At 71.8% G+C, this 24,982-nt stretch carries 18 protein-coding genes; 14 read left to right on the forward strand and 4 right to left on the reverse strand.

Annotation, left to right across the window (positions count from 1 at the left end; translation table 11 throughout):
- The first annotated feature begins 10 nt into the window (after positions 1 to 10).
- The 7 genes from RGE_RS08525 to RGE_RS08555 all read left to right on the forward strand — a co-directional run bounded on the left by RGE_RS08525 (position 11) and on the right by RGE_RS08555 (position 10,453).
- Complete coding sequence (locus RGE_RS08525) at positions 11 to 1,117, forward strand: flagellar basal body P-ring protein FlgI (RefSeq protein ID WP_014427938.1); 1,107 nt, start codon at positions 11 to 13, stop codon at positions 1,115 to 1,117.
- A complete protein-coding gene (gene flgJ / locus RGE_RS08530; RefSeq protein WP_014427939.1) occupies positions 1,117 to 1,977 on the forward strand; it encodes a flagellar assembly peptidoglycan hydrolase FlgJ in 861 nt (286 codons plus the stop codon). Before RGE_RS08525 ends, flgJ begins: the two co-directional genes overlap by 1 nt.
- A 3-nt stretch (positions 1,978 to 1,980) precedes the next feature.
- Positions 1,981 to 3,978 carry a flagellar hook-associated protein FlgK gene (flgK, locus tag RGE_RS08535; protein WP_014427940.1) on the forward strand — a complete coding sequence of 666 codons (1,998 nt, stop codon included), beginning with the start codon at positions 1,981 to 1,983 and terminating at the stop codon, positions 3,976 to 3,978.
- Positions 3,979 to 3,999: 21 nt separating this feature from the next.
- Positions 4,000 to 4,932, forward strand: a complete 933-nt coding sequence (gene flgL, locus RGE_RS08540; protein ID WP_014427941.1) for a flagellar hook-associated protein FlgL — start codon at positions 4,000 to 4,002, stop codon at positions 4,930 to 4,932.
- On the forward strand, positions 4,932 to 6,179 hold the full coding sequence (locus RGE_RS08545; RefSeq protein ID WP_014427942.1) for an EAL and HDOD domain-containing protein: 1,248 nt from the start codon (positions 4,932 to 4,934) through the stop codon (positions 6,177 to 6,179). The genes flgL and RGE_RS08545 overlap by 1 nt, the downstream gene beginning before the upstream one ends.
- Before the next feature lie 9 nt (positions 6,180 to 6,188).
- Positions 6,189 to 9,803: a PAS domain S-box protein gene (locus tag RGE_RS23120; RefSeq protein ID WP_014427943.1), complete on the forward strand. Its 3,615-nt coding sequence runs from the start codon at positions 6,189 to 6,191 to the stop codon at positions 9,801 to 9,803.
- Between the two features lie 65 nt (positions 9,804 to 9,868).
- Positions 9,869 to 10,453 (forward strand): response regulator, encoded by a 585-nt coding sequence (locus RGE_RS08555; RefSeq protein ID WP_148280137.1) that lies wholly within the window; start codon positions 9,869 to 9,871, stop codon positions 10,451 to 10,453.
- Between the two features lie 16 nt (positions 10,454 to 10,469).
- On the opposite strand, the gene RGE_RS23125 is transcribed toward RGE_RS08555, so the two are convergent.
- Positions 10,470 to 12,005, reverse strand: a complete 1,536-nt coding sequence (locus RGE_RS23125; RefSeq protein ID WP_014427945.1) for a PAS domain-containing sensor histidine kinase — start codon at positions 12,003 to 12,005, stop codon at positions 10,470 to 10,472.
- 310 nt (positions 12,006 to 12,315) lie between these two features.
- Between RGE_RS23125 and RGE_RS08565 the strand changes: the two genes are divergently transcribed.
- The 4 genes from RGE_RS08565 to RGE_RS08580 all read left to right on the forward strand — a co-directional run bounded on the left by RGE_RS08565 (position 12,316) and on the right by RGE_RS08580 (position 17,214).
- The gene (locus RGE_RS08565) at positions 12,316 to 12,660 is read left to right on the forward strand and encodes an Hpt domain-containing protein (protein ID WP_014427946.1); all 345 of its coding nucleotides are present in this window, start codon (positions 12,316 to 12,318) and stop codon (positions 12,658 to 12,660) included.
- The gene (locus RGE_RS24550) at positions 12,657 to 14,870 is read left to right on the forward strand and encodes a putative bifunctional diguanylate cyclase/phosphodiesterase (protein ID WP_014427947.1); all 2,214 of its coding nucleotides are present in this window, start codon (positions 12,657 to 12,659) and stop codon (positions 14,868 to 14,870) included. The genes RGE_RS08565 and RGE_RS24550 overlap by 4 nt, the downstream gene beginning before the upstream one ends.
- On the forward strand, positions 14,870 to 16,519 hold the full coding sequence (locus tag RGE_RS08575) for a GGDEF domain-containing protein (protein ID WP_014427948.1): 1,650 nt from the start codon (positions 14,870 to 14,872) through the stop codon (positions 16,517 to 16,519). The genes RGE_RS24550 and RGE_RS08575 overlap by 1 nt, the downstream gene beginning before the upstream one ends.
- Before the next feature lie 74 nt (positions 16,520 to 16,593).
- Positions 16,594 to 17,214, forward strand: a complete 621-nt coding sequence (locus tag RGE_RS08580) for a hypothetical protein (protein WP_148280138.1) — start codon at positions 16,594 to 16,596, stop codon at positions 17,212 to 17,214.
- A 28-nt stretch (positions 17,215 to 17,242) separates the two neighbouring features.
- Here the strand turns inward: RGE_RS08580 and RGE_RS08585 are convergent, their stop codons facing one another.
- Genes RGE_RS08585 through RGE_RS08595 form a run of 3 tightly spaced genes read right to left on the reverse strand, consistent with a single transcriptional unit; the run spans position 17,243 to position 19,565 of the window.
- On the reverse strand, positions 17,243 to 17,599 hold the full coding sequence (locus RGE_RS08585; RefSeq protein ID WP_014427950.1) for a DsrE/DsrF/TusD sulfur relay family protein: 357 nt from the start codon (positions 17,597 to 17,599) through the stop codon (positions 17,243 to 17,245).
- Positions 17,600 to 17,651: 52 nt separating this feature from the next.
- On the reverse strand, positions 17,652 to 18,281 hold the full coding sequence (locus RGE_RS08590) for a LysE family transporter (RefSeq protein WP_014427951.1): 630 nt from the start codon (positions 18,279 to 18,281) through the stop codon (positions 17,652 to 17,654).
- A 33-nt stretch (positions 18,282 to 18,314) separates the two neighbouring features.
- Positions 18,315 to 19,565, reverse strand: coding sequence for a putative Na+/H+ antiporter (locus tag RGE_RS08595; protein ID WP_014427952.1), 1,251 nt, complete (start codon positions 19,563 to 19,565; stop codon positions 18,315 to 18,317).
- 442 nt (positions 19,566 to 20,007) lie between these two features.
- On the opposite strand from RGE_RS08595, the gene RGE_RS08605 reads away from it, so the two are divergent.
- The 3 genes from RGE_RS08605 (at position 20,008) to pflA (ending at position 24,962) form a co-directional block, all read left to right on the forward strand.
- Positions 20,008 to 21,795 (forward strand): carbon starvation CstA family protein, encoded by a 1,788-nt coding sequence (locus RGE_RS08605; protein WP_310732397.1) that lies wholly within the window; start codon positions 20,008 to 20,010, stop codon positions 21,793 to 21,795.
- 106 nt (positions 21,796 to 21,901) lie between these two features.
- Entirely contained in the window at positions 21,902 to 24,157 is a 2,256-nt protein-coding gene (gene pflB, locus RGE_RS08610; RefSeq protein ID WP_043783920.1) for a formate C-acetyltransferase, read from the forward strand.
- Positions 24,144 to 24,962, forward strand: coding sequence for a pyruvate formate-lyase-activating protein (pflA, locus tag RGE_RS08615; protein WP_014427955.1), 819 nt, complete (start codon positions 24,144 to 24,146; stop codon positions 24,960 to 24,962). Before pflB ends, pflA begins: the two co-directional genes overlap by 14 nt.
- Positions 24,963 to 24,982 lie beyond the last annotated feature (20 nt).

The raw sequence follows: 24,982 nt of genomic DNA on the forward strand, positions 1-24,982 counted from the left end.
AGACCGAGCGATGCGACGCCTGATCCTGCTCGCCGCCGCGGCCCTGGCCGTCGGCGCCCTCCATCCCGCGGCCGCCGCGGTGCGGCTCAAGGAAGTCGCCGCGGTGCAGGGCGTGCGCGCCAACGCGCTCGTCGGCTACGGCCTCGTCGTCGGCCTCGACGGCACCGGCGACCAGACCACCCAGACCCCGTTCACGACGCAGAGCCTGAACGCGATGCTGCAGCAGATGGGCATCACCGTGCCCAGCGGCGCGCAGATGCAGCTGAAGAACGTCGCCGCGGTGATGGTCACGGCGCAGCTGCCGGCCTTCGCCCAGCCGGGCCAGCAGATCGACATCAACGTCTCGTCGATCGGCAACGCCAAGAGCCTGCGCGGCGGCACGCTGATCGCCACGCCGCTCAAGGGCGCCGACGGCCAGGTCTACGCGCTGGCCCAGGGCAACCTGATCGTCGGCGGCGCCGGGGCCTCGGCCAACGGCTCCAAGGTCCAGATCAACCACCTGAGCGCCGGCCGCATCCCGATGGGCGCGAGCGTCGAACGCACCGTGCCGACGCCGCTGCTCGAAGGCGACGGCGTGCAGCTCGGCCTGCAGGCCGACGACTTCGCCACCGCGCGCGCCGTGGCCGACGCCATCAACCGCGCCAAGGGCGAAGGCACCGCCGTCGCGCTCGACGGCCGCAGCGTGCGCGTGCGCGCGCCGCAGACCCCGGGCGAGCGCATCGCCTTCCTCGCCGACATCGAGAACCTGCCGGTCGAGATGGCCAAGCCCGCCGCGCGCGTCGTGCTCAACGCGCGCACCGGCTCGGTGGTGATGAACGACGCCGTGACGCTGGGCGCCTGCGCCGTGGCGCACGGCAACCTGTCGGTGACGATCAGCACCTCGCCGCAGGTCAGCCAGCCCAACGCCTTCGGCCAGGGCCAGACGGTCGAGTCGGCCAAGTCGGACATCGCGATCACGCAGCAGGGCGGGGCGCTGGTGCAGCTGCCCGCCGGCACCAAGCTGGCCGACGTCGTCAAGGCGCTGAACTCGCTGGGCGCCACGCCGATGGACCTGCTGGCCATCCTGCAGGCGATGAAGAGCGCCGGCGCGCTCAACGCCGAGATCGAGGTGATCTGATGGCCGCCCAGCCGTCCTCGCTGTCGCTGGATTCGCGCTCGCTGGCCACGCTGCAGTCGCAGGCGGCCAAGGATCCGAAGGCCGCGGTGCGCGAGGCGTCCAAGCAGTTCGAGCGCCTGTTCATGAACGAGCTGCTCAAGAGCATGCGTTCGTCGACGATGGCCACCGGCCTGTCCGACGACGCCGGCGCGAAGATGGGCACCGAGATGCTCGACGACCAGTACGCCGGCAAGCTCTCCGGCCTGCCGGGCGGGCTGTCCGACGTCATCGCGCGCCAGCTCGAGCGCCAGATGGGGCTGACGCCGGGCCCGATCCCGTTCACCGGCTCGGCCAACAACACGCCGGCGCCGCTGTCGGCCAAGGCCCAGGCCACGCGCATCCCGCAGACCGGCGCCGCCGGCTTCGTGCAGCAGCACGCCGCCGCGGCCGAGAAGGCCGAGCAGAAGACCGGCATCCCGTCGGAATTCATGATCGCCCAGGCCGCGCACGAGACCGGCTGGGGCCGCAAGGAAATCCGCCACGCCGACGGCTCGCCGTCGTTCAACCTCTTCGGCATCAAGGCCGGCGCCAACTGGAAGGGCCCGGTCGCCGAGGTGAAGACCACCGAGTACGTCGACGGCAAGGCGCAGAAGGTGGTGCAGAAGTTCCGCGCCTACGCGAGCTACGAGGAGTCCTTCGCCGACTACGCGAAGATGATCTCGGAGAGCCCGCGCTACCGCGACACGGTGGCCGGCGCCACCGACGCCAGCACCTTCGCCCGCGGCCTGCAGAAGGCCGGCTACGCCACCGACCCGGCCTACGCGGACAAGCTGACCCGCGTCATCAACACCACGCTGCGCGTGCAGCGCAGCCTGGGATAAGCCATGAGCGCCTCCTCGCTTCTGTCCCTGGGCACCTCGGCCATGACGGCGGCCTACGCGTCGCTGCAGGTCACCGGCCACAACATCGCCAACGCCAGCGTCGCCGGCTACTCGCGCCAGCAGGCCGAGCTGGCCACGGCCAAGGGCCAGTACACCGGCGCCGGCTTCTTCGGCAAGGGTGTCAACGTCGCCTCGGTCACGCGCTCGCACGACGAGTTCCTGACGCGCGCGGCCTTCACCGCCAAGTCGCTGTCCGAGCTCGACGCGGTGCGTTCGCAGCGCCTGCAGCAGCTGGAGAACGTCTTCCCGACCGGCGAGAGCGGCCTGGGCAACTCGGTCAGCACCTTCCTCAACGCGATGGTCGACCTGGCCTCGCGGCCGTCGGACTCGGCCACGCGCGAGGTCGTGCTGGCGCGCGCGCAGGATCTGGCGACGCGCTTCAACGCCGCCAGCGACCAGCTCGACACGCAGCAGGCCGGCGTCACCGCCGACCTGAAGACCACCGTCACGGCGATCAACGGCATCACCCAGAGCCTGGCGAAGATCAACAACCAGATCGCCGCCGTGCGCGGCCTGGGCCAGCCGCCCAACGACCTGCTCGACGAACGCGACCGCCTGGTCTCCGAGCTGTCGTCCAAGATCCAGGTGTCCACCGTCGCCGCCGACGACGGCACCGTCGGCGTGTTCATCGCCGGCGGCCAGAACCTGGTGCTCGGCGCGACCTCGCAGCAGCTGTCCGTCGTCACCGACCCGCGCGACGCCTCGCGTTCGGCGCTGTCGCTGGCCGACGGCAACGGCCAGCGTGTCATCGACGAGAACGCGCTCGGCGGCGGCTCGGTGGCGGCGCTGCTGCGCTTCCAGAACGAGGACCTGGTCGACGCGCGCAACATGGTCGGCCAGCTCGCCGCCGGTGTCGCCGGGGCGATGAACGCCCAGCAGCAGCTGGGCCTGGACCTCAACGGCAACCTCGGCAAGGCGCTGTTCGCCGTCGGCGCGCCGCTGGCCCGGCCGCTGACCACCAATGCCAAGGACGCCAGCGGCAACTACCTCGCCGGGATCAGCGTCTCGACGCCCGACGGCACGGTGCTCAAGGCCTCCGACTACGAGGTGCGCCGCGACCCCAGCGTCACCAACGGCTACCTGATCACGCGGCTGTCCAACCCGCAGCAGACCTTCTCGCGCACCGCCGACGCCAGCGGCAACTTCGAGGTCGAGGGCATGCAGGTGCAGATCACCGGCACGCCGGCGGCGACCGACCGCTTCATGCTGCAGCCGGTGGCCGCGGCCGCCGGCGGCATGGCCGCGCTGATCAAGGACGGGCGCCAGGTGGCCGCGGCCTCGCCGCTGGTCTCCAAGCTGGGCTCGGCCAACACCGGCACCGCGTCGGTGGCCTCGCTGACGATGGTCGCGACGCCGGCCACCGGCTCGACGGCCACCGTCAGCTTCTCCAACGACGCCAGCGGCAAGCTGCAGTACAGCTGGAGCGTCACCGATGCCGGCGGCACGACGACGAACTTCGGCCCCAAGCCCTGGACCGACAACGGCGTCGTCCCGCCCGAGCCCGACTCGATCAACGGCGCCCGGCTCAAGCTCGCCGGCGTGCCCAAGGCCGGCGACACGGTGCAGATCTCGGACATCCAGCCGGCCTACATCGGCGCCAACAACGGCAACGCGATGGCGATGAGCGCGCTGCGCGACGCCACGATCGTCGGCCGCACCCAGACCGGCGGCGTCTACAGCGGCGGCTCGCTGGCCACCGACGCCTATGCCGCGACGCTGTCGGACATCGCCGTGCGCGTGCAGACCGCCAAGGCGGCGTCGACGATCTCGGGCTCGGTCTCGGCCCAGGCCGACCAGGCGGCCAGCGAGGTCTCCGGCGTCAACCTCGACGAGGAAGCCGCGCGGCTGATCCAGTACCAGCAGAGCTACCAGGCTGCGGCCAAGGTGCTGCAGATCGCGCAGAGCGTGTTCGACACGCTGCTGCAGACGGCCGGGCGCTGAGCCCGCATTGCCAGGGATTGAATGACCATGCGAATCACCAGCGCCAACGCGTTCGAGAGCACGATCGCCAACCTGCAGCAGCGTCAGACCGACGTCTCGGACGCGCAGAACCGGCTCACCGCCGGCAAGCGCGTCGTCAAGGCCAGCGACGACCCGGTGGCCGCGGCGCGGGCCGAACGCGCGCTGGCGGCGATGGTGCGCAGCGAGGCCAACCAGCGTGCGCTCGAAGCCAGCCGCAACGTCATGCAGCAGGCCGAGTCGGCGCTGGGCGACGCCGGCGAACTGCTGCAGCAGGCGCGCGAACTCGTCGTGCAGGGCGGCAACGGCAGCTACGACAGCGCCAACCGCAAGACGCTGGCCGAGGCGCTGCGCGGCCTGCGCTCGCAGCTGCTGGGCGTGTCCAACCGCGGCGACGGCGCCGGCGGCTACGTCTTCGCCGGCCAGGGCTCGGACTCGCCGCCCTTCGTCGACACGCCCTCGGGCGTCGTCTTCCGCGGTGCCGGCGGCCAGATCGCGGCGCCGTCGGACGAGCCGCTGGCGCTGTCGGTCGACGGCCAGCAGGCCTGGCTGGGCGCGCCCGACCCGAGCGGCAGCGGCACGGTCTCGGTCTTCGGCTCCCTGGACAACATCATCGCCAAGCTCGAGGACCCGACGCTGGACTCGACCCAGGTCAGCACCGCGGTCAAGGACGGCCTGTCGGACCTGGACGCGGTGATGAACAACGTCGGCGCGGTGCGCGCCGCCGCCGGCGAAACGCTCAACCGCACCGACATGGTCGAGGGCCGCATCGCCGAGAGCAAGCTGGCCGCGCAGACCGAGCGCTCCAACGCCGAGGACCTTGACATGGTTCAGGCGATCTCGGACTTCCAGACGAAACAAACCGGCTACGATGTGGCACTGAAGACCTATTCGTTGGTGCAGCGGCAGTCGCTGTTCCAGTACATCAGCGCCTGATGCACGATCTCCCGATCCTGGGCCAGGTGGCCCTCGGCTACAGCCCCGTCATCGACCGCCAGCACGCGGTCGTCGCCACCCGGCTCACGGTCTTCCCCGATCAACCCGACGCCGCGACCGACGTCGACGCGCTGCTGGCCGCCGTCGACGTCGTCTGGCCGCCCGAGGCCGGCGACGGCACGCCGGCGCTGTCGCTGAACCCGCGGCCGCTGCGCCCCGGCGCCGCACGCCCGGCGGCGACGCTGCGCCCGGTGTCGCTGAACCTCGCCGGCGAGCGCCTGCTCGCCGACGTGCTCGCGGCGCCGCCGCGGCCGCAGGCGATGATCGAGGTGCCCGCCTTCCTGGCCGCCGAACCGGCGTTCGCCGAACGCCTGATCGCCCACGCCGAAGCCGGCGGCACGCTGCTGATCAAGGGCCGGCCGCTCGGCGAGCTGCCGGCCGCGGTGCTCGACGCCTTCTCGTTCGCCATCGTCGACCACGACGCGGCGCCGATCGGCGCCGCGCTCGGCGGCCTGGCCGAGCTGCGCGCCGGTGCGCGCACGATGGGCGCCGTCGACGCGGCGCTGCAGCGCGGTGCCGTCGCCACGCTGGGCTGGCCGAGCGACGAGCCGGTGGCGCGCTCCGGCCGCCCCGGCGTGCCGCCCGACGTGCAGGTCGTCATGCAGCTGATCCAGGGGGTCGACCGCGAAGAGCCGGTCGCGCGCCTGGAAGCCGTGCTCAAGCGCGACCCGACGCTGGGTTTTCGCCTGCTGCGCTACCTCAACTCGCCGGCCTTCGGGCTGTCCGTGGAGATCAGCTCCTTCGGCCACGCGCTGATGATGCTCGGCTACCAGCGCCTCAAGCGCTGGCTGGCGCTGCTGCTGGCCTCGTCCTCGCGTTCGGCGGCGGCCAAGCCCCTGATGTACGAGGCGGTGCGCCGCGGGCTGCTGATGGAAGAGCTGGCGCGCGACAGCGGCGACGCCGAGATGCGCGGCGAGATGTTCATCTGCGGCGTGTTCTCGCTGCTCGACCAACTGCTGCAGCAGCCGGCGGCCGACCTGCTGAAGAGCGTGCCGGTGCCCGAACGCGTGCGCCAGGCGCTGGTCGACGAGACCGGCCCCTTCCATCCCTACCTCGAGCTGGTGCGCGCGATCGAGCAGGAGTCGGGCTTCGACATCCGCGAGCGTGCCGAAGGCCTGCTGCTGGCGCGCGCCGAGCTCAACCGCGCCGTGCTGGCCGCGCTCGCCGCCGCGCGCGCGCTGGACTGACGCGCCGCCTTGGGCCCCCCGCCGTCGTCCCCGTCGTCGTCGCCAGCGCTGCTCGCGGCCCTGCTGGACGAGGTCGCCGACGCGCTGCTGTGGTTCGACGCGCGCGGCGTGCTGCGGCTGTGCAACGAGGCCGCGCTGCGCCTGCTCGGCTGCGAGCCGGGGCAGGGCACGCTGCAGCTGGCGCCGGTGCTCGGCGTCGACGCGGTGCGCTGGATCGACCGCGCCTTCCGCAACCCTGATCGCAGCGAGACGCTGCTGCCGGCCACCGACGGCACGCTGCTCAGGCTGGCCACGCGGGCGATCGGCGGCGGCTGCGCGCTGCGCGTCGTGCCGCAGCCGCAGCTGCCGCCGCCGCGCCCGCCGCTGCCGATCGACGGCGCGCGCACGACCGATGAGGCGCGCCGCACCGTCGCGCTGCTCTGGGGCTCGCCCTTCGCCGCGACGCTGCAGGACGAGAACTTCCGCCTGCTCGACGCCAACGACGCCTTCGTCGAGCTGAGCGGCTACCCGCGCGAGGCGCTGGTCGGCCGCGACCCGGCCGAGCTGCAGCTGCCCGAGGACGGCGACCTGCACCTGAGCGCGCGCTCCGAGCTGCGCGCCGCGCTGGCCGCCGGCGTGCCGCTGCCGGCGACGCCGCGCAGCCTCGCCGACGCCCAGGGCGGGCGCCACTGGTTCATGCTGGTGCCGCAGAACCTGGCACCGGCGGGTACGCCGCCGCTGTGGCTGGTGGTCTGGCAGGACGTGACTTCCGAGCACCATGCGCGCGTGCACGCGCGCCGTGCGCAGGACGAGCTGCTGCGCTGGTTCGAGCTGGCGCGCGCCGGCATGCTGGTCTACGACGACAGCGGCCTGGTGCTGAGCTCCAACCCGGCGCTCGAGGCGCTGCTCGAGCAGGTGCCGGTGATGCTCTCCGACGCCGACGAGGCGCTGCAGGGCCTGCTCGGCTGGGAGGCAGGCGCGCCCTCGGCGGCGCTGGTGCCCGGCGTGCCGCCGATCGAGCGCCAGGCCCTGGTGCCGCTGCCCGGCGGCCGCCGCCGGCGCCTGGGCGCGCGCGTCGCCGGCTGGGCCACCGAACTCGGCCAGCGCCGCGTGATGGCCGTCGTCGAGGACCGCAGCGCCGAGGAGGAGCGCGACCTCGCGCAGCTCGAGATCGGCATGCTGATGGACACCGCCAGCGTCGGCGTCGCCACCTACGACCCGGCGCGCGGCTGGCTGGTCTCCGAGCGCCCCGCGCCGTCGGGCCCAGGCAAACGCGCGGGCGCCGGGCTGCAGGGCATCGGCCGCGAGCTCGTCGAGCCCGACTCGATGCCTGAGTACGAACGCCTGCAGCGCGCGCTGCGCCTGGGCGAACGTGCCGAGGTGCGCTACGCCGTGCGCCACCCCGACCTGGGGCTGCGCTGGCTGCTGACGCGCGTCGAGCCCGGCGCGCTGTCGGGCGGGCGCACCACCTCGGTCGTGACGCTGGACGTCACCGAGCAGGAGGTCGCGCAGCGCCGCAACGAGCAGCTGCTGCGCGAGCTGACGACCATCCTCGACGGCTCCAACGCCGGCATCGCCTACCTGCGCGGCGCGCTGCTGGTGCGCTGCAACCGCCGCTTCGAACGCATGCTGGGCGTCGCCGCGGGCGCCGCCGCCGGTGCCTCGCTGCAGCAGCTCTTCGGCGCGCCCGACGGCAGCGGCGGCATCGCCGCCGAGATCACGCGTGCGATGGCCGAGGGCCGCGGCTACGAGACCGAGCTCGTCGCCGGCGAACGCCGCGGCCAGCCGCTGTGGTATTCGCTGTCGGTGCACCGCGCCGAGTCGGCGCTGCCCGAGGCCGAGGCCGAGGCGGTGGCGGTGCTCACCGACATCTCCTCGCTGAAGGCGCAGCAGGGCGAACTCGAGCGCCTGCTGCGCGAGCGCGACCTGATGTTCGACCTGTCCGACGTCGGCATCGCGACGATGCGCGGCGCGGTCATCGAGCGCGCCAACCAGGCGATGTCGCGGCTCACCGGCTACAAGGCCGAGGAGCTGCTGCAGCTGCCGATGTCGCGGCTGTGCCCCGACGGCGAATGGGAGACGCGCGAGCGCGAGGTGCGCGACGCGCTGGCCACCGACGGCCGCTTCAACGGCGAGCGCACGCTGCGCCGCAAGGACGGCGAACTGCTCTGGGTGCAGGCCGCGGTGCGCCCGGTCGACCCCGAGGACGCCGGCGCCGGGCTGATCTGCTCCTTCGTCGACATCGACGCCGCGATCCGCGCCCGCCGCTCGCTGCAGGTGCAGGCCGAGCGCACGCGCGCGATCCTGAACTCGGTGCTGGTCGGCATCGTCACCGTCGGCGACTCGGGCATCACCTGGATGAACCGCTCGGCGCAGCGCATGTTCGCCGGCGAGCTGGCCGACTTCATCGGCCGGCCGATCGCCACCGTCGCGACGCCCGAAGCCGAGCACCCGCTGCGCCGCGGCGACTGGAACGAACGCCTGGCCGCCGGCGAGACCGAGCCTTTCGAGTGCCAGCTGCAGGCGCGCGACGGGCGCGAGTTCTGGGTCGTCGGCAGCGTCGTCGCCACCGCCAGCGAATCGAGCGGCCCGCAGCTGACCTTCGCGCTGCTGGACGTCGAGCGCCGCCGCCAGGCGCAGATCGCGATCGAGCAGGCGCGCGAGTCGCTGCGCCGCATCATCGAGACCGCGCCGCTGGCGATCGCGCTGTTCGATGCCAGCGAACTGCGCGTGCAGGAATGCAACCACGTCGCCGCGACGCTGTTCGGCCGCCCGGTCGACGAGGCGCTGGGGCGCACGCCGGCCGAGCTGTGCACGCCGGCCACCGCCGCCGCCGTCGAGGACTGGCTGCGTGCCGCCGCCGCCGGCGCCGAGCTGCAGCGCCACGAGCTGCGCGAGGTCGGCGCGGCCGGCCAGACCACGGTCTGGGACACGCGCATCGCGCCGGTCGCAGGCCCCTTGGGCGCGCCGCTGCTGCTGCTGGTGGCCAGCGACGTCACCGAGGAGCGCGAGGCCGAGCAGGCGCGGCTGACCGCCGAGATCGCGCAGCGCGAGTCGCTGGTGCGCGAGGTGCACCACCGCATCAAGAACAACCTCCAGGGCGTCGCCGGCCTGCTGCGCCACAACGCCAAGCAGCACCCGGAGATGGGCTGGCTGCTGTTCGAGGCCGAGGCCCAGGTGCAGGCCATCGCCCAGGTCTTCGGCCTGCAGGTGCGCAGCGGCCCGCTGGGTGCTGCCGCCGTGGTCGGCGCGATCGCGCAGTCAGTGCGCCGGGCCTTCGGCCGGCCGGTGCTGTTCTCGGCGGCCGCCGGCGCCGAGCGCTACCTGCTGCCCGAGGCCGAGGCGATCCCGATCTCGCTGTGCGTCAACGAGCTGCTGGCCAACGCCGTCAAGCACGCGCCCGAAGGCGATCTGCAGTGCCTGATCGCGCCCGGCGACGTCGCCGGCGAGCTGGTCGTCGAGGTGCGCAACCCCGGCCGGCTGGCCGAAGGCTTCGACATCGAGCAGGTGCCGCGCGGCATGGGCGGGCTCGCCCTGGTGCGTTCGCTGCTGCCGCGCGGGGCCTCGCTCTCCCTCGAACAGGCGGGTGAGGAGGTGCGCGCGCGCATCCTGCTGCGTCCGCCGCGCGTTCTGCTGCAGCCGTAGGCGAGAATAGCGGCGGTCGCGCGGAGGGCGACGGTTCGATGGCTTCGAAGGGCAGGATTCTGGTGGTGGACGACGACCGCCTCGTGCTCGCCGCCGTGACGCACGGTCTGGCGCAGGCGGGGTACGAGGTCGTGGACGCCGACAACGGTGACGAGGCCATCCTCAAGGCGCGCCAGCTGCGCCCGGAGATCGCGCTGCTGGACATCCGCATGGAAGGCAAGAGCGGCTTCGACGTCGCCGAATACCTGCGCGACGTCGCCCGCATCCCCTTCATGTTCCTGTCGGCCTTCGCCGACGAGGCGACGATCGCCAAGGTGCACGAGCTCGGAGCCGTGGCCTACCTGATCAAGCCGCTGGACATCGACCAGATCCTGCCGACCGTCGACGAGGCCTTCGCGCGCCTGCGTGCCGGCGATCTGGCGCCGCAGCCGGCAGCGCAGCCGGCGTCGGCCCCGGTGGCCGCGCCGGTGGCCGAGCCGCTGTCCGACCCGCTGCCGCTGGCCGTCGGCGTGCTGATGCACCGCCATTCGCTGACCCGCGCGGCCGCGCGCCAGCGCCTGCAGCGCATGGCCGCCGAACAAGGCATCAGCGAAGCGGCGCAGGCCGAACGGCTGGTCGCCGCGGTCGAGGAGCTGGCGCGCAGCGCCTGAGCCCCCGGGCGCCGCGCTACTCGCGCAGCGTGAAGTGGAAGGTGGCGCCGCGGCCGGGTTCGGCCTCGGCCCAGACCTCGCCGCCGTGGCGGCGCACGATGCGCCGCACCGAGGCCAGGCCGACGCCGCTGCCGGGGAACTCGCTGGCGCTGTGCAGGCGCTGGAACAGGCCGAACAGGCGGTCGGCCGAGCGCATGTCGAAACCGGCGCCGTTGTCGCGCACGTAGAACGCGCGCCGGCCTTCGTGCGGCTGGCTGCCGAAGACGATGCGCGCCTTGGGGTTGCGCGCGCTGTACTTCCAGGCGTTGCCGAGCAGGTTCTCCAGCACCAGGCGCAGCAGCGTCGGGTCGCCGCGGGTCTGCAGCTCGGGCTCGATGTCGACGTCGACGCGGCGCTCCGGCGGCGACTGCCGGCGCAGGTCGTCGACGATCCAGGTGGCGAGCTGCGACAGGTTGACCGGCTGGCGCGCCAGCGGCTGCTGCGACAGCTTGGCCAGCGCCAGCATCGAGTCGATCATGTGGTTCATGCGCGCCGCGGCGCCCAGCACCCGGTCCAGGTGCTCGTTGCCCAGGCGGTCGAGCTGGCGGCCGTAGTCCTCCTTGAGGATGCGGGTGAAGCCTTCGACGACGCGGATCGGCGCGCGCAGGTCGTGCGAGACGGTGAAGCTGAAGGCCGCGCCGTCGCCGTCGTCGCCGCCGCCGGCCCGCGTGGCCTGCATCACCAGCAGGCCGGCACCGGCCGCGGTCTCGTAGCGGCGCAGCACCCAGCCGTCGACCTCGGCGGCGCTGTCGGCCTCGGCACCGGCCAGCGCCTCGCGCACCGCCGCGGGCAGGTGCGAGACGACGTCTCCCCAGGCTGGGGCGTCGCGTTCGAGCCAGCGCCGCGCCGCGGGGTTGGCCTCGCGCAGCGCCCAGCCGCAGCCCTCGTCGGCGGCGAGCACGGCCGGCGCGTCGATGCCGTGCAGCAGCGCCTGCAGCGCGGCGTGGTCGGCGGCCAGCGCGTCCTGCGCAGCCACCGGCTCGGCGCTGCCGCTGAAGCCGGCGAAGCGGCCCAGGTCGTCGAAACTCGGCGCGCCGCGCAGACGCCAGGGGCTGCCGTCGGCGCGCAGGCGCACGCGCAGCGCGTGGAAGGCGCGCTGCGAGGCCAGACGGGCGCCGAGTTCACCGTCCAGATCGGGCCGCGCGCTCTCGAACAGCTCGGCCAGCGGCGCGCCGACGGTCGGCGCCGGGCCGCCGGCCTGGCCTTCGGGCGGCTGCATCGCGACGACGCGCAGCGTGGCGTCGGTCTTCCAGATCCAGCCGTCCAGCAGCGAGGCGGCGTCGCGGCTCTCGGCGCGCGCGCTGCGCAGCGCGCTCTCGGCGGCATGGCGCTCGCGCAGGCTGCCGACGGCGTAACCCGCGGCGCCGACGGCCAGCAGCGCCAGGCCGCCGAAGAGGCCGCCGCGGGCGCTGCCGTCGGTGCAGCCGGCGAGCGAGGCCAGCCCCGCGAGGGCCGCCAGACGTGGCGCGAAAGCGCGGCCGACGGGACTCTGGCGAGGGCGGGTGACGGGCATGCAAACGATTGTACGGACCGGTGTGACATGTACGCGGACCTCGCGAACCCTGCGGCAGGACACGAAACAGGCGCCGGAAACGGTTAAGGTCACGTCCTCGCGCGTAACACCCGGCGCCCGCGCCGGGACCGACCTTGAGCGCTCCGGCAAGATTCCGCATCGCGACGTTTCCCGTTGTCCCGCCTGGCGTGACGGCGCTTGACCGCTGCCTCGCCGGGCCGCATCCTCGCCGCCTGTCCGGCGGCATGGAGCTTGCCTCGAACGCCCGCTTATGACCGGCCCGAACCACCCGTACGACTCCTCTGCCCCGATGCTCGACGACACCGCGCTCGCACGTCTGCGCGAACTGGACCCGGACGGAAGCCTGGGCGTCGTCGGTCGGGTGCTCGAGACCTTCCGCATGGCCCTGGGCCGCGACCTCGACCGGCTGAAGCAGGCGCGTGACGCCGGCGACCTGAAGACCGTCGGCGAAGTCGCGCACAAGGTGAAGTCCTCGTCGGCCAGCGTCGGCGCGCTGGAGCTGTCGGCGCTGTGCGCCGACGTCGAGCGCCGCGTGCGCGTCGGCGACACCGCCGACATCGCGCCGCGCGTGCAGGCGCTGCTGGCCGAGGCGCAGCGGGCGCAGCTCGCGGTCGCCGCGGCGCTGGGAACGTGAGCGCGGCGCGAGCCATCTCCACGACCCCGCGTCCCGACGGCGCGGCGCTGCTGCCTCGCCCCGAGGTCCTGCTCGTCGACGACGACGAGGTGGGCCTGCTGACCACCGCCATCGCGCTGCGCGAGCGTGGCTTCTCGATCATCGAAGCCACGCGCGGCGACGAGGCGCTGGCCATCCTGCAGGAACGCAAGCCCGACCTGGTGGTGCTCGACGCCCAGATGCCGGGCCTCGACGGCTTCGAGACCTGCGCCCGCATCCGTGCGATGCCGGGCTTCGAACGCCTGCCGATCGTCATGCTCACCGGCCTGGACGACGAGGCCTCGATCAAGCACGCCTTCGACGTGCACGCCACCGACTTCTACACGAAGGACAAGGACCGGGCGCTGAACTGGAGCCTGCTGGCGCGCCGGCTGGAATACGTGCTGCGCGCCGCGCGCACCACCGTCGAACTCGACCGCAGCCGCGAGAAGCTGGCCCGGGCGCAGCAGCTCGCGCGCATGGGCAGCTTCGAGTGGCGCCAGGGCAGCGGCCTGGCGCTGTCGCGCGAAGCGCTCGAGGTGCTGAAGGTCGAGGGCCGGCCGCCGGCCTTGCGCGCGCTGCTGCGCCGCATCCCCCGCGCCCAGCGCCTGCCCTCGCTGCGCCTGCTGCGCGACCGCGTCGCCCAGCGCCGCCCGCTCGACCAGGACCTGACGCTCGACGAGGGCCTGCTCGTCGTGCACGTCGCCGGCAAGGCCGAGGAGGACGAGCACAAGCGTTTCGTCGGCTACGACGGCTTCCTGCAGGACATCACCGACCGCCACCGCGCGCAGAGCCAGTCGCGCTACCACGCCGCCTTCGACATGCTGACCGAGCTGCCGAACCGGCGCGAGTTCATCCGCCGCGCCGACCTCGCGCTCGAAGCCAGCCGCCGCCACGGCCTGCGCCACAAGGTCGCGCTGCTGCAGATCGACCTCGACCGCTTCAAGCAGGTCAACGACACGCTGGGCCACCAGATCGGCGACGACGTGCTGCGCGAGGTCGCGACGCGGCTGCGCGGCTGCATCCGCTACCACGCCGAGATCGATGACAGCGCGATCGAGGCCGCCGGCCCGCGGGCCCACCGCGACCTGGAGACCGTCGGCCGCGTCGGCGGCGACGAGTTCGTCGTGCTGCTGCCCGAGATCACCGACCCGGCGGACGCCGAGCGCGTCGCCCAGCGCATCGTGCTCGCGCTGCGCGAGCCGCTGCGCCTGGCCGGCGGCCACGAGCGCCTGGTCACCGGCAGCGTCGGCGTCGCCATCTTCCCCGAGGACGGCGAGACGGTGCAGGAGCTGCACCGCAACGCCGACCTGGCGATGTACGAGGCGAAGAAGGAACGCGACTCGAGCATGGTCTACGGGCCGGGGTTGCTGAAGCGCCCGATGCTGGAAGCCGCGCTGCCCGGCGCCGCCGAGCGCGGCGAGCTCGAGCTGCACTACCAGCCGCAGGTCGACGTCGCCAGCGGCCGCCTGGTCGGCGTCGAGGCGCTGATGCGCTGGCGCATCGACGGCCGCCTGGTGATGCCCGGCGACTTCATCCCGCTGGCCGAGGAGTCGGGCGACATCCTCGAGATGTCCAAGTGGGCCCTGCGCGAGGCCGCCCAGCAGGCGCGCCGCTGGCAGGCCGACTTCGGCTTCGACGGCACCATCGCCGTCAACCTGCCGCCCAAGCTGTTCCTGCGCAACGACCTGATCGACCTGATCGACCAGCTCACCGCCGAAGGCCGCAGCCGATTGCTGTCGCTGGAGATCACCGAGACCAGCCTGATGCGCGACGTCGTCGGCGTCGGCCCGGCGCTGTTCCGGCTGCACCAGATCGGCGTCGACGTCTCGATCGACGACTTCGGCACCGGCTACTCGAGCCTGTCGCACCTGTCGGGGCTGCACTGCGCGGAACTCAAGATCGACCGCAGCTTCGTCGCCAAGCTCGGCATCGAACCCACGGCCGTGCACATCGTGCGCACGATCATCGCGCTGGCGCGGCATCTGTCGCTGCGCGTCATCGCCGAGGGCGTCGAGACCGAGCATCAGGTGGAGCTGCTGCACAGCCTGGAGTGCACCCGCATGCAGGGGTACTACATCGGCCGGCCGGTGCCGGCCGCGCAGTTCGAACACTGGTTCGCGACCGTCGACCTGCCCGCCCCGCCGGGCAACGGCGGGCCGGCTCGCCTTCTCGCCGCAGGCACCCGCTGATGAGCGCCGCGACCCCGGCGCAGATCGCCAAGGGCGCGCTGCGGCGCCTGGCCATGGCCAAGCTCGAGCCGACGCCCGAACACTATGCGCGCGCCTACGCCGAGGAGGCCGGCCTGCCGGTCTCGCCGCTGGCCGACCCAAAGGCCCAGGGCCCGGCCTGGGCGGCGCTGATCGAGAAGCTCGTCAAGGGCGTCGAACGAGGCGGCCGGCAGTGGACCACGGCGCGCAAGAAGGAGAGCCTGCAGCGCGTGCTCGACGGCAGCCGCGGCGACCTGCAGCGGCTGCAGCAGCGGCTGCAGGCGCTGGCCAGCGCCTGGGACGGCGACCGGCATTTCGAGGATCCGGAGGCGCCGCCCGGCGCCGCCGACGACGCGCCGCCGCTGGAGATGCCGCCGACGATGCCGGCACCGCTGGACGAAGCGCCGGCCGCCGACCCGGTCGTCACGCCCGAGCCCTGGCGTCCGGTCGTCTCCAGCCTTGAAGGCGCGCTGCGCGCCGGCCTGCCGCCCGAGGAGCCGCGTGCCGCCGAGATCGCCGACCGCCTGGCGGCGCTGGCCGACGCGATCGCCGCCGAAGGCGTGTCGGCCGAACGGGTCGCCGAGGTCGACGAGCTCTGCGCGCGCGCGCGCCGGCTCTTCGCCCACCGCCACCATCTCGTCGAGCAGCTCGGCACGCTGTGCCGCGAGCTGAGCCGCGGCCTGGTCGAGGTCGCCGAGGACGACAGCTGGGCGCGTGGCCAGTGCGAGAGCCTGGAGCAGCGCCTGGCCGACGGCGTCACCGCGCGCAGCGTGCGCGCCGCCACCGAGCTGCTGGCCGAGACCCGCACCCGCCAGCAGCGTGTGCGCGACGAGCGCAATGCCGCGCGCGACGCGCTGAAGTCGCTGATCCACCGCATGCTGGCCGAGGTCGGCGCCCTGGGCGAACACACCGGGCGCTTCCACGAGAGCGTCGGCCGCCACGCCGAGGCCGTGGCGCGTGCCGAGTCGCTGGAGAGCCTGGCCGGCGTGGTGCGCGAGATCGTCGACGAGAGCCGCGCCGTGCAGGAGCTGGTCGGCGCCGCGCAGCGGCGCATGGAAGACGAACACGCCAAGGCCAACGAGCTCGAGACCCGCGTGCGCGAGCTCGAGGGCGAGCTGCGCCGGCTGTCCGACGAGGTCTCGACCGACGCGCTGACCCAGGTCGCCAACCGCCGCGGCCTGGCCCAGGCCTTCGACGCCGAACGCGCGCGCGTCGACCGCGCCGGCCCCGAGGCGCCGCCGCTGGCGATCGGTCTGATCGACATCGACAACTTCAAGCGGCTCAACGACACGCTGGGCCACGCCGCCGGCGACCTGGCGCTGAAGTCGCTGGCCGGCGCGGTGCGCGAGCGCCTGCGCCCGGTGGACCACCTGGCGCGCTTCGGCGGCGAGGAGTTCGTCGTGCTGCTGCCAGCCACGCCGCTGGCCGAGGCCCAGCAGGCGCTGACGCGGCTGCAGCGCGGCCTGACCGAGGCCCTGTTCCTGCACGAGCAGCGCGAGGTCTTCGTCACCTTCTCTGCCGGCGTCACCGCCTGGCGCCCGGGCGAGGCGCTCGAAGCCGCGCTCGAACGCGCCGACGAAGCGCTCTACGAAGCCAAGCGCAGCGGGAAGAACCGCACCTGCACCGCCTGATCGGCGGGGTGGTTACGCGTTGTTGCGATCCGGCGCTCAAGCCGGACCCCGGGACGGCCGACTGATCGAAGACGATGAGTTCCGCACGTTCCCCCTTCGCCATGCTGAAGGCGGCGTTCGACGCCGTCTTCCGTCAGGACGTCGCACTGCGCCGGGGTCCCGGCGGCGTGCGCGTCGTTCTCCAGCGCGCCGACGGCCGCAGCGAAGCGCCGCCCACACCCGAAGAACTGGAGCGCCGGCGCCGCGAGGCCGAGCTGCTGGCCGCACGCGAAGACCTCACCCGCTTGCTCGACGAGGACCACGCCAGCCGCGCGACGATGCGCCATCTGGCGGTGGTCGAGCACTCGCTGGGCCGCCTGGGCTGGCAGGCGCTGGAGCGTGTGCCGCTGGACGTGCTGCAGCGTGCGCTGGAGCAGCTGGAGCAACGCGTCAGCAACTGGTCGGCGCGTGGCTTGGCCTGCTTGCGCTCGCGCATGGCGGTGGCGGTCACCGAACGGCTGCGTCGCGAGGGGCCGCCCACCGGCGAAGCCGCCGCCGCGCTGGACTCGCCGCCCGAAGCGGCGCGCAAGGCGATCGACCAGGCGCGTGCACGCGCCGCGGACGTCGAGGTCACCGAAGCCGCCGACGACGAGGACGCGCAGGCGCTGCTCGCCGCCTACGGCTCGCTGGTCGACGCGTCCAAGCCCGGCGCCTGAACCGCCGCGCACCGGGCGCGGTCCGGCCTCAGAAGGTGATGACCTTGTCGGCCCAGAGCGTCCACTGGGCGAGTTCGGGCAGCGTGCCGATGCGCGTGCCTTCGACCAGCGGCAGCTCGGCGACGCCGCGTGCCAGCGCGCAGGTGCGGCACAGGGCGATCGGCACCTCGCGCGCGGCGAGCTCCTGCACCAGCCCCAGCAGACCGTTGCCGCTGCCGTCGACCTGGTTCGGCAGGCCGAGCACGACGGCGTCGGACATCAGGAACAGGCGCAGCTCCGGCGGCGTGCCGTCGCTGCCGGCCAGCGCGTTGGCCAGCCGGAGGGCCGAGAGCACGCGTTCGCTGCCATAGGGCGGCGCGTGCACGATGATCAGGATCCGCTGCATCGAAGTCTTTCGCTGCGGCGCGCGGCGCCGGGCGGCGACGATGATAGGCCGCTCAGGCCGCGCGCTTGAAGACCGACAGCAGCGCGCCGGCGGCGATGAACAGCGAGCCGAAGACGCGGTTGAGCACGCGCACGTGCGCCGCCGAGTGCAGCGAACCGAGCACGCGCGCGGCCAGCGCCGTGTAGCCGGCCATCACGACCAGGTCGGTGAAGCCCAGCGTCAGGCCGATCACCAGGTACTGCGGCGCCAGCGGTTCGTTCAGGTGCAGGAACTGCGGCACCACGGCGAGCAGGAACACCGTGCCCTTCGGATTGACGGCGTTGACCATCCAGCCGCGCAGCACCATGCGCCGGCGCGGCATCGCCGCGGCTTCGGCGCGCGCGGCAGCCAGCGGCCGCGCCGGTGCGCGCCACTGCTGGATGCCGAGCCAGACGAGGTAGGCCACGCCGCACCATTTGACGGTCTGGAAAGCCGTCGACGAGGCGGCGATCAGCGCGCCCAGGCCGACGCCGACCACCAGCAGCTGGCTCCAGATGCCGGCCACCAGGCCGACCGTCGTCCAGTAGCCGCGGCGGAAACCGTGCTGCAGCCCCGAGTTCATCGCCGCCAGCGCGCCGGCACCGGGCGACAGGCTGATGGCCCAGGAAGCGGCGAAGAAGGCGAGCCAGGTGGCGAGGTCCATCGGTGGTCGGGGCAGGGCGGCGGGGCGCCGAGTCTAGAGCAGCAGCAGCGCCGCGGCGGCCACCCCGGTCGGCCCCAGCGCGCCGAGCAGCAGGCCGCCGGCGCCGATGCTCTCGTCTGCGAAACCGCGGCGCAGCAGCGCGACGCCGGCCGGGTTGGGCGCGTTGGCGATCACCGTCAGCCCGCCGCCGGCCACCGCGCCGGCCATCAGCATGTACTGGGCTTGCGCGTCGATGCCGGGGATCAGCGAGCCGAGATAGGTCAGCGCCGCGTTGTCGGTCACCGCGGTCAGCGCCAGCGCGCCGAAGAAGAGTTGCAGCGGCTGCAGCGACTCGACGATCGGCCGCAGCCACCAGGCCTGCAGCCCGCCCAGCACCACCAGCCCGGCGAGGAAGAACGCGACCAGCAGCGCCTCGCGGATCAAAAGCGGGCTCTGGTGGCGCTCGTAGGCCTGGGTGAAGCCGAGGAACAGCAGGAACAGCGCCAGGAAGGCCACCGGGTGGTGCGCCAGCAGCACGATAGCCGCGAGCACGCCCAGGTGCACGAGCACGATGGCCAGCGGCGGGCGCGCCGGGGCCGGCGCGCCGGCGTCCTCGCGCAGCGTGCGCCGCATCAGCCAGGTGGAGAGGCTGGCGTTGAACATCACCGCCAGCGCGGCTTTCCAGCCGAAGGTCTGCAGCATGAAGGCGCTGTCCCAGTTCCAGGCTGCGGCCACCATCAGCACCGGCGGCGCGGCGTAGGACGTCAGCGTGCCGCCGATCGAGACGTTGACGAACAGCACGCCGAGCGCCAGGTACTTCATACGCTCTGGCATCTCCGGGCGGAAGACCAGCGGCGCCAGCGTCAGCGCGGCGATCGTCATCGCCGCCGGCTCCGTGACCAGCGAGCCGGTCAGCGGCACCACGCCCAGGCCCAGCCAGGTGACGGCCAGCGCACGCCGCATCGGCAGCCGCGCCGCCAGCGCGTCCACGGCGTGGCGCACCGCGGCCAGCACCGGCCCGGAGCCGGCGACGACCATGACGACGAAGACGAACAGCGGCTCGGTGTAGTTGCGCGACTCGGCGTAGCCGAGCGCCTCGCCAGGGCCGGCGACGAAGGCCAGCAGCAGCACCAGCACGATGGCCCAGAAGCCGAACACGACCTCGACCTCGCCGAGCAGGTGCAGCAGCCCGGCGTGGCGAGGGAAACGGTGCGACAGGCGCTCGAACTGGCGCGCGGAGAAGGTGTGCAGCAGCGCGACGGCAAAGACGGTCGCGGCCACCGCGTCGACGGCAGGGTGGTTCATCGGCGGAAAGACGGCTTGAGGCCGCGCGGCGGCCCGACCTGCGCATGAACCTGCCGCGGCGGTCGCCACGGCACCCGGGCCGGACTGTAACCGCTGGCGCCTTGTGCCCGCCGGTGCGGGGGCTTGGCGGCCGTCGCCGTTCGCTCCCGGCCGGCGACCGTTCGCCGTGGAAATTCTGCCGCTCGGCAGAAATATCGGCTGATCGGCGCCCGGTTTGATTCAGTCGAAATCATCGTCGGGGAATCTCTGAAGGCGATTTTGGGGCCACCACTGGCACCTGCGATTTCACCGTTCAGGGGGCGGAGCGTACCGCTGGCGTGAAAGCCCCGCGGCCTTCCCGGCGACTCCTAGGATGCATCCCGTCAGACAAACGTTCCGACACTACGATCGATCAACCAACCGGATGGAAATAGAAATGGACCAAGCCATCTATTTCGTCGTCATGGCTGTTTGCGTCCTCGCCCTGGCATATCGCTTCTACGGGATATTCTTCGTGCGCAAGGTACTCGCGGCTGACGACAAGGAAATCACCCCCGCTCACCAACTCGAGGACGGCAAGAATTACGTCCCGACGAAGAAATGGGTCAACGCCGGCCAGCACTTCGCCGCCATCGCGGCTGCCGGCCCTCTCGTCGGCCCGGTTCTCGCGGCCCAGTTCGGTTATCTGCCAGGTTTTCTCTGGCTGCTCGTCGGTGCCGTCATCGGCGGCGCGGTGCACGACACGGTCGTGCTCTTCGCGTCGATGAAGCACCAGGGCAAGTCGCTGTCGGAAGTCGCCAAGGCCGAACTCGGCCCGGTGGCCGGCTGGACGACGGGCCTGGCGATGCTGTTCATCATCACGATCACGATGGCCGGTTTGTCCATCGTGGTCGTGCACGCGCTGGAACGCAACGCCTGGGGCACCTTCGCGGTGTTCATGACGGTGCCGATCGCCATCGCGCTGGGTCTGTATGAACGCTACGTCGGTTCGTCCAAGTGGGCGACCTACGTCGGTGTCGCCGCCGTCGCCGCCTCGGTGGCCGTCGGCCCGCACCTGCAAGGCACGCTGCTCGGCGACTGGCTGACGCTGCACAAGACGACCGTCAGCTGGGCGCTGCCGATCTACGCCTTCTTCGCCACCGCGCTGCCGGTCTGGATGCTGCTCACCCCGCGCGGCTACCTCTCCAGCTTCATGAAGGTCGGCGTCTTCCTGGCGCTGGTCGTGGGCGTGATCTTCATCAACCCGACGATCCAGTTCCCGGCGGTGACCGACTTCATCCACGGCGGTGGCCCGATCCTGAAGGGTTCGGTCTGGCCGTTCATCTCGATCACGATCGCCTGCGGTGCCATCTCCGGCTTCCACGCCTTCATCGGCTCGGGCACGACCCCGAAGCTGGTCGACAAGTGGACCGACATCCGTCCGGTGGCCTTCGGCGCGATGCTGGCCGAGTCCCTGGTCGGTGTCATGGCCCTGATCGCCGCGACCTCGCTGCACCCGGCCGACTACTTCGCGATCAACTCGACGCCTGAAGTCTTCAAGACCCTGGGCATGACGGTCGTCGACCTGCCGCGCCTGAGCCAGGAAATGGGCATCGACCTCGTCGGCCGCACCGGTGGTGCCGTCACGCTGGCCGTCGGCATGACCTACATCTTCACCAAGATCTCCTGGTTCACCGAGCTGGCCGCGTACTTCTTCCAGTTCGTCATCATGTTCGAGGCGGTGTTCATCCTCACGGCCGTGGACTCCGGTACCCGCGTCTCGCGCTACCTGATCCAGGACCTGCTGGGCGACTTCTTCCCGGCCATGAAGAAGCTGGACTCGATGCCCGCCGCGATCATCGCCAGCGTCATCGCCTGCGTGCTCTGGGGCTACCTGCTGCTGTCCGGTGACATCGGCTCGGTCTGGGCGCTGTTCGGTGTCTCCAACCAGCTGATGGCTTCGATCGGTCTGATGATCGGCGCGACCATCATCCTGCGCATGGCGTCCAAGCGCGCCTACATGCTGACCTGCCTTGTTCCGCTGGCGTACCTGTTCGTGACCGTCAACTATGCCGGTTACTGGATGATTACCAACGTATACCTGAATAGCGCCTCGAAGGGCTACAACATCTTCAACGGCGTCATCGCGTCGATCATGCTGGTTCTCGGCATGATCATCATGGTGGCCTCGGTGAAGCGCTGGCTGGTTCTGTGGAAGGTTCGTGGCGAATCCAAGGCGATTCCCGCTGACCTCACCGTGGCACACGCCTGAGTTCTCCCCACGACGTTTTAGCGAATAACAACAACAAAGGCTCCGGCCGACCCGGCCGGAGCCCTCACGAAACGCCAACAAGCAGTTTTCGTTTTAAGGAATCCAAATGAATACCATGACCCTCGTCACCAGCCGCGCCAACGCCTGGGAAGGTTTCGCCGGCGGCCGCTGGGAAACCGCCGTCGACGTCCGCGACTTCATTCAGAAGAACTACACGCCGCACCTCGGCGACGCCACCTTCCTGGAAGGCCCGACGACGCGCACGCTGGCGCTGTGGAAGAAGCTGGCCGAGCTGCTGAAGCAGGAGCAGGCCAAGGGCGTGCTGGACGTGTCGGCCGACCGTCCGTCGACCATCGTGGCGCACGACGCGGGTTACATCGACCAGGGTCTGGAGCTCATCGTCGGCCTGCAGACCGACGCCCCGCTCAAGCGCGCGATCATGCCCAACGGCGGCCTGCGCATGGTGCAGTCGGGCCTGAAGGCCTACGGTTTCGAGAGCGACCCGACGGTCGACGAGATCTGGACCAAGTACCGCAAGAGCCACAACCAGGGCGTCTTCGACGTCTACTCCACCGAGATCGCCAAGGCGCGCAAGTCGGCGGTGCTGACCGGCCTGCCCGACGCCTACGGCCGCGGCCGCATCATCGGCGACTACCGCCGTGTCGCGCTGTACGGCGTGGACGCGCTGCGCAAGTTCAAGCAGCAGGAATACAAGGACCTGGACAGCCGCGACTTCAGCGAAGACGTGCTGCGCCTGCGCGAAGAGCTCTCCGAGCAGGGCCGCGCGCTGGAAGAACTCAAGGTCATGGGTGCCAAGTACGGCTTCGACCTGGGCCGCCCGGCGCAGAACGCGCGTGAAGCGGTGCAGTGGACGTATCTGGGCTACCTCGCCGCGGTGAAGGAGCAGAACGGTGCCGCGATGTCGCTGGGCCGCGTCTCGACCTTCCTGGACATCTACATCCAGCGCGACCTCGACGCCGGCCTCATCGACGAAGCGCGCGCCCAGGAGTTCATCGACGACCTCGTCGTCAAGCTGCGCATCGTGCGTTTCCTGCGCACCCCCGAATACGACCAGCTGTTCTCCGGCGACCCGACCTGGGTGACCGAAGCCATCGGCGGCATCGGCGAAGACGGCCGCCCGCTGGTCACCAAGAACAGCTTCCGCTTCCTGCAGACGCTCAACAACCTGGGCCCGGCGCCCGAGCCCAACCTCACCGTGCTGTGGTCGGAGAAGCTGCCGCAGGGCTTCAAGGACTTCTGCGCCAAGACCTCCATCGACACCTGCTCGGTGCAGTACGAGAACGACGACCTGATGCGTCCGTACTGGGGCGACGACTACGGCATCGCCTGCTGCGTGTCTGCCATGCGCATCGGCAAGCAGATGCAGTTCTTCGGCGCGCGCGCCAACCTGGCCAAGGCGCTGCTGTACGCGATCAACGGCGGCCGTGACGAAGTCAGCGGCGAGCAGGTCGGCCCCGTCACCGAGCCGATCACCGGCGAAGTGCTGGACTACGACGAAGTCATCGCCAAGTTCGTGCCGACGATGGAGTGGCTGTCGGGCGTCTACATGAAGTCGCTCAACGCGATCCACTTCATGCACGACAAGTACGCCTACGAGCGCATCGAGATGGCGCTGCACGACCGCGACATCCTGCGCACGATGGCCTGCGGCGTCGCCGGCCTGTCGGTGGTCGCGGACTCGCTGTCGGCGATGCGTCACGCCAAGGTGCACGTCGTGCGCGACGAGCGCGGTCTGGCCACCGAGTTCCGCCTCGAAGGGCGCTACCCGGCCTTCGGCAACAACGACGAGCGCGTGGACACCATCGCCAGCTGGATCGTCGAGACCTTCATGGGCTTCCTGCGCAAGCAGAAGGCCTACCGCGGCGCCACGCCGACGATGTCGGTGCTGACGATCACGTCCAACGTCGTGTACGGCAAGAAGACCGGCAACACGCCCGACGGCCGCAAGGCCGGCGAGCCCTTCGCGCCGGGGGCCAACCCGATGCACGGCCGCGACTACAAGGGCGCGGTGGCCTCGATGGCCTCGGTGGCCAAGCTGCCGTACAGCTGCTCGCAGGACGGCATCTCCTACACCTTCACGATCGTGCCCAGCGCCCTGGGCCCGGACGAAGGCCAGCGTGTGGCCAACCTGGTGAACCTGATGGACGGCTACTTCGGCTCCGGCGGGCACCACATCAACGTCAACGTCTTCGACCGTTCGACGCTGCTGCACGCGATGGAGCACCCGGAGCTGTACCCGCAGCTGACGATCCGGGTGTCGGGTTACGCGGTGAACTTCATCAAGCTGACGCGCGAGCAGCAGCTCGATGTCATCAGCCGTACCTTCCATGCCTGCCACTGACGTCAAAAGCGTCGCGGTCGCCGCCCCGTGCGGCGGCACGCGGCCGGTGTCCGCGCCCGGCGCGGCGCCGGCTGCCGCCGTCACCGAAGGCTGGGTCCACTCGACCGAGACCTGCGGGACGGTGGACGGCCCGGGGATCCGCTACGTGCTGTTCCTCTCGGGCTGTCCGCTGCGCTGCGCGTACTGCCACAACCCCGACACCTGGCACCGTCACGACGGCACGCTCACCAGCGTCGCCGAGATCCTGACGGACATCGGCCGCTACCGCGGCTTCATCCAGGCCAAGGGCGGCGTGACGCTCAGCGGTGGCGAGCCGCTGACGCAGCCGCGCTTCGTCAAGGCGCTGCTGCGCGGCTGCAAGGCGATGGGCCTGCACACCGCGCTGGACACCTCGGGCTACCTGGGCGCCAAGGTCGACGACGAGATGATGGCCGACCTGGACATGGTGCTGCTGGACATCAAGGCCTTCAGCGAGAAGACCTACCACCGGCTGACCGGCGCCGAGCTCAAACCCACGCTGGACTTCGCGCGCCGGTTGGCCGCGCTGGGCAAGCCGATCATCCTGCGCTACGTGCTGGTGCCCGGCTGGACCGACCACGACAACGAGATCCGCGCGCTGGCCGCTTTCGCCGCCAGGCTGGGCAACGTGCAGCGTGTGGACGTGCTGCCGTTCCACCAGATGGGCGAGCACAAGTGGCAGGAGCGTGAGCTGAACTACCGCCTGGCCGGCGTGAGCCCGCCGTCCGAAGAGCTCGTCGAGCACACGCGCTCGATCTTCCGCGACGCCGGGCTGCAGGCGACCTGAGCCACCGCCGAGCCCGCCCA

Origin of the sequence: Rubrivivax gelatinosus IL144 (assembly GCF_000284255.1) — a bacterium.
GTDB classification, from domain to species: domain Bacteria; phylum Pseudomonadota; class Gammaproteobacteria; order Burkholderiales; family Burkholderiaceae_C; genus Rubrivivax; species Rubrivivax gelatinosus_A.

Coding starts and splice junctions, on each gene's coding strand:
- RGE_RS08575 (WP_014427948.1), top strand. CDS start 14,870: ATGAGCGCCGCGACCCCGGCGCAGATCGCCAAGGGCGCGCTGCGGCGC.
- RGE_RS08585 (WP_014427950.1), bottom strand. CDS start 17,599: ATGCAGCGGATCCTGATCATCGTGCACGCGCCGCCCTATGGCAGCGAA.
- flgL (WP_014427941.1), top strand. CDS start 4,000: ATGACCATGCGAATCACCAGCGCCAACGCGTTCGAGAGCACGATCGCC.
- RGE_RS08605 (WP_310732397.1), top strand. CDS start 20,008: ATGGCTGTTTGCGTCCTCGCCCTGGCATATCGCTTCTACGGGATATTC.
- RGE_RS08580 (WP_148280138.1), top strand. CDS start 16,594: ATGAGTTCCGCACGTTCCCCCTTCGCCATGCTGAAGGCGGCGTTCGAC.
- pflA (WP_014427955.1), top strand. CDS start 24,144: ATGCCTGCCACTGACGTCAAAAGCGTCGCGGTCGCCGCCCCGTGCGGC.
- RGE_RS23125 (WP_014427945.1), bottom strand. CDS start 12,005: ATGCCCGTCACCCGCCCTCGCCAGAGTCCCGTCGGCCGCGCTTTCGCG.
- RGE_RS08595 (WP_014427952.1), bottom strand. CDS start 19,565: ATGAACCACCCTGCCGTCGACGCGGTGGCCGCGACCGTCTTTGCCGTC.
- flgJ (WP_014427939.1), top strand. CDS start 1,117: ATGGCCGCCCAGCCGTCCTCGCTGTCGCTGGATTCGCGCTCGCTGGCC.
- RGE_RS08525 (WP_014427938.1), top strand. CDS start 11: ATGCGACGCCTGATCCTGCTCGCCGCCGCGGCCCTGGCCGTCGGCGCC.
- RGE_RS08590 (WP_014427951.1), bottom strand. CDS start 18,281: ATGGACCTCGCCACCTGGCTCGCCTTCTTCGCCGCTTCCTGGGCCATC.
- RGE_RS08545 (WP_014427942.1), top strand. CDS start 4,932: ATGCACGATCTCCCGATCCTGGGCCAGGTGGCCCTCGGCTACAGCCCC.
- pflB (WP_043783920.1), top strand. CDS start 21,902: ATGAATACCATGACCCTCGTCACCAGCCGCGCCAACGCCTGGGAAGGT.
- RGE_RS08565 (WP_014427946.1), top strand. CDS start 12,316: ATGCTCGACGACACCGCGCTCGCACGTCTGCGCGAACTGGACCCGGAC.
- flgK (WP_014427940.1), top strand. CDS start 1,981: ATGAGCGCCTCCTCGCTTCTGTCCCTGGGCACCTCGGCCATGACGGCG.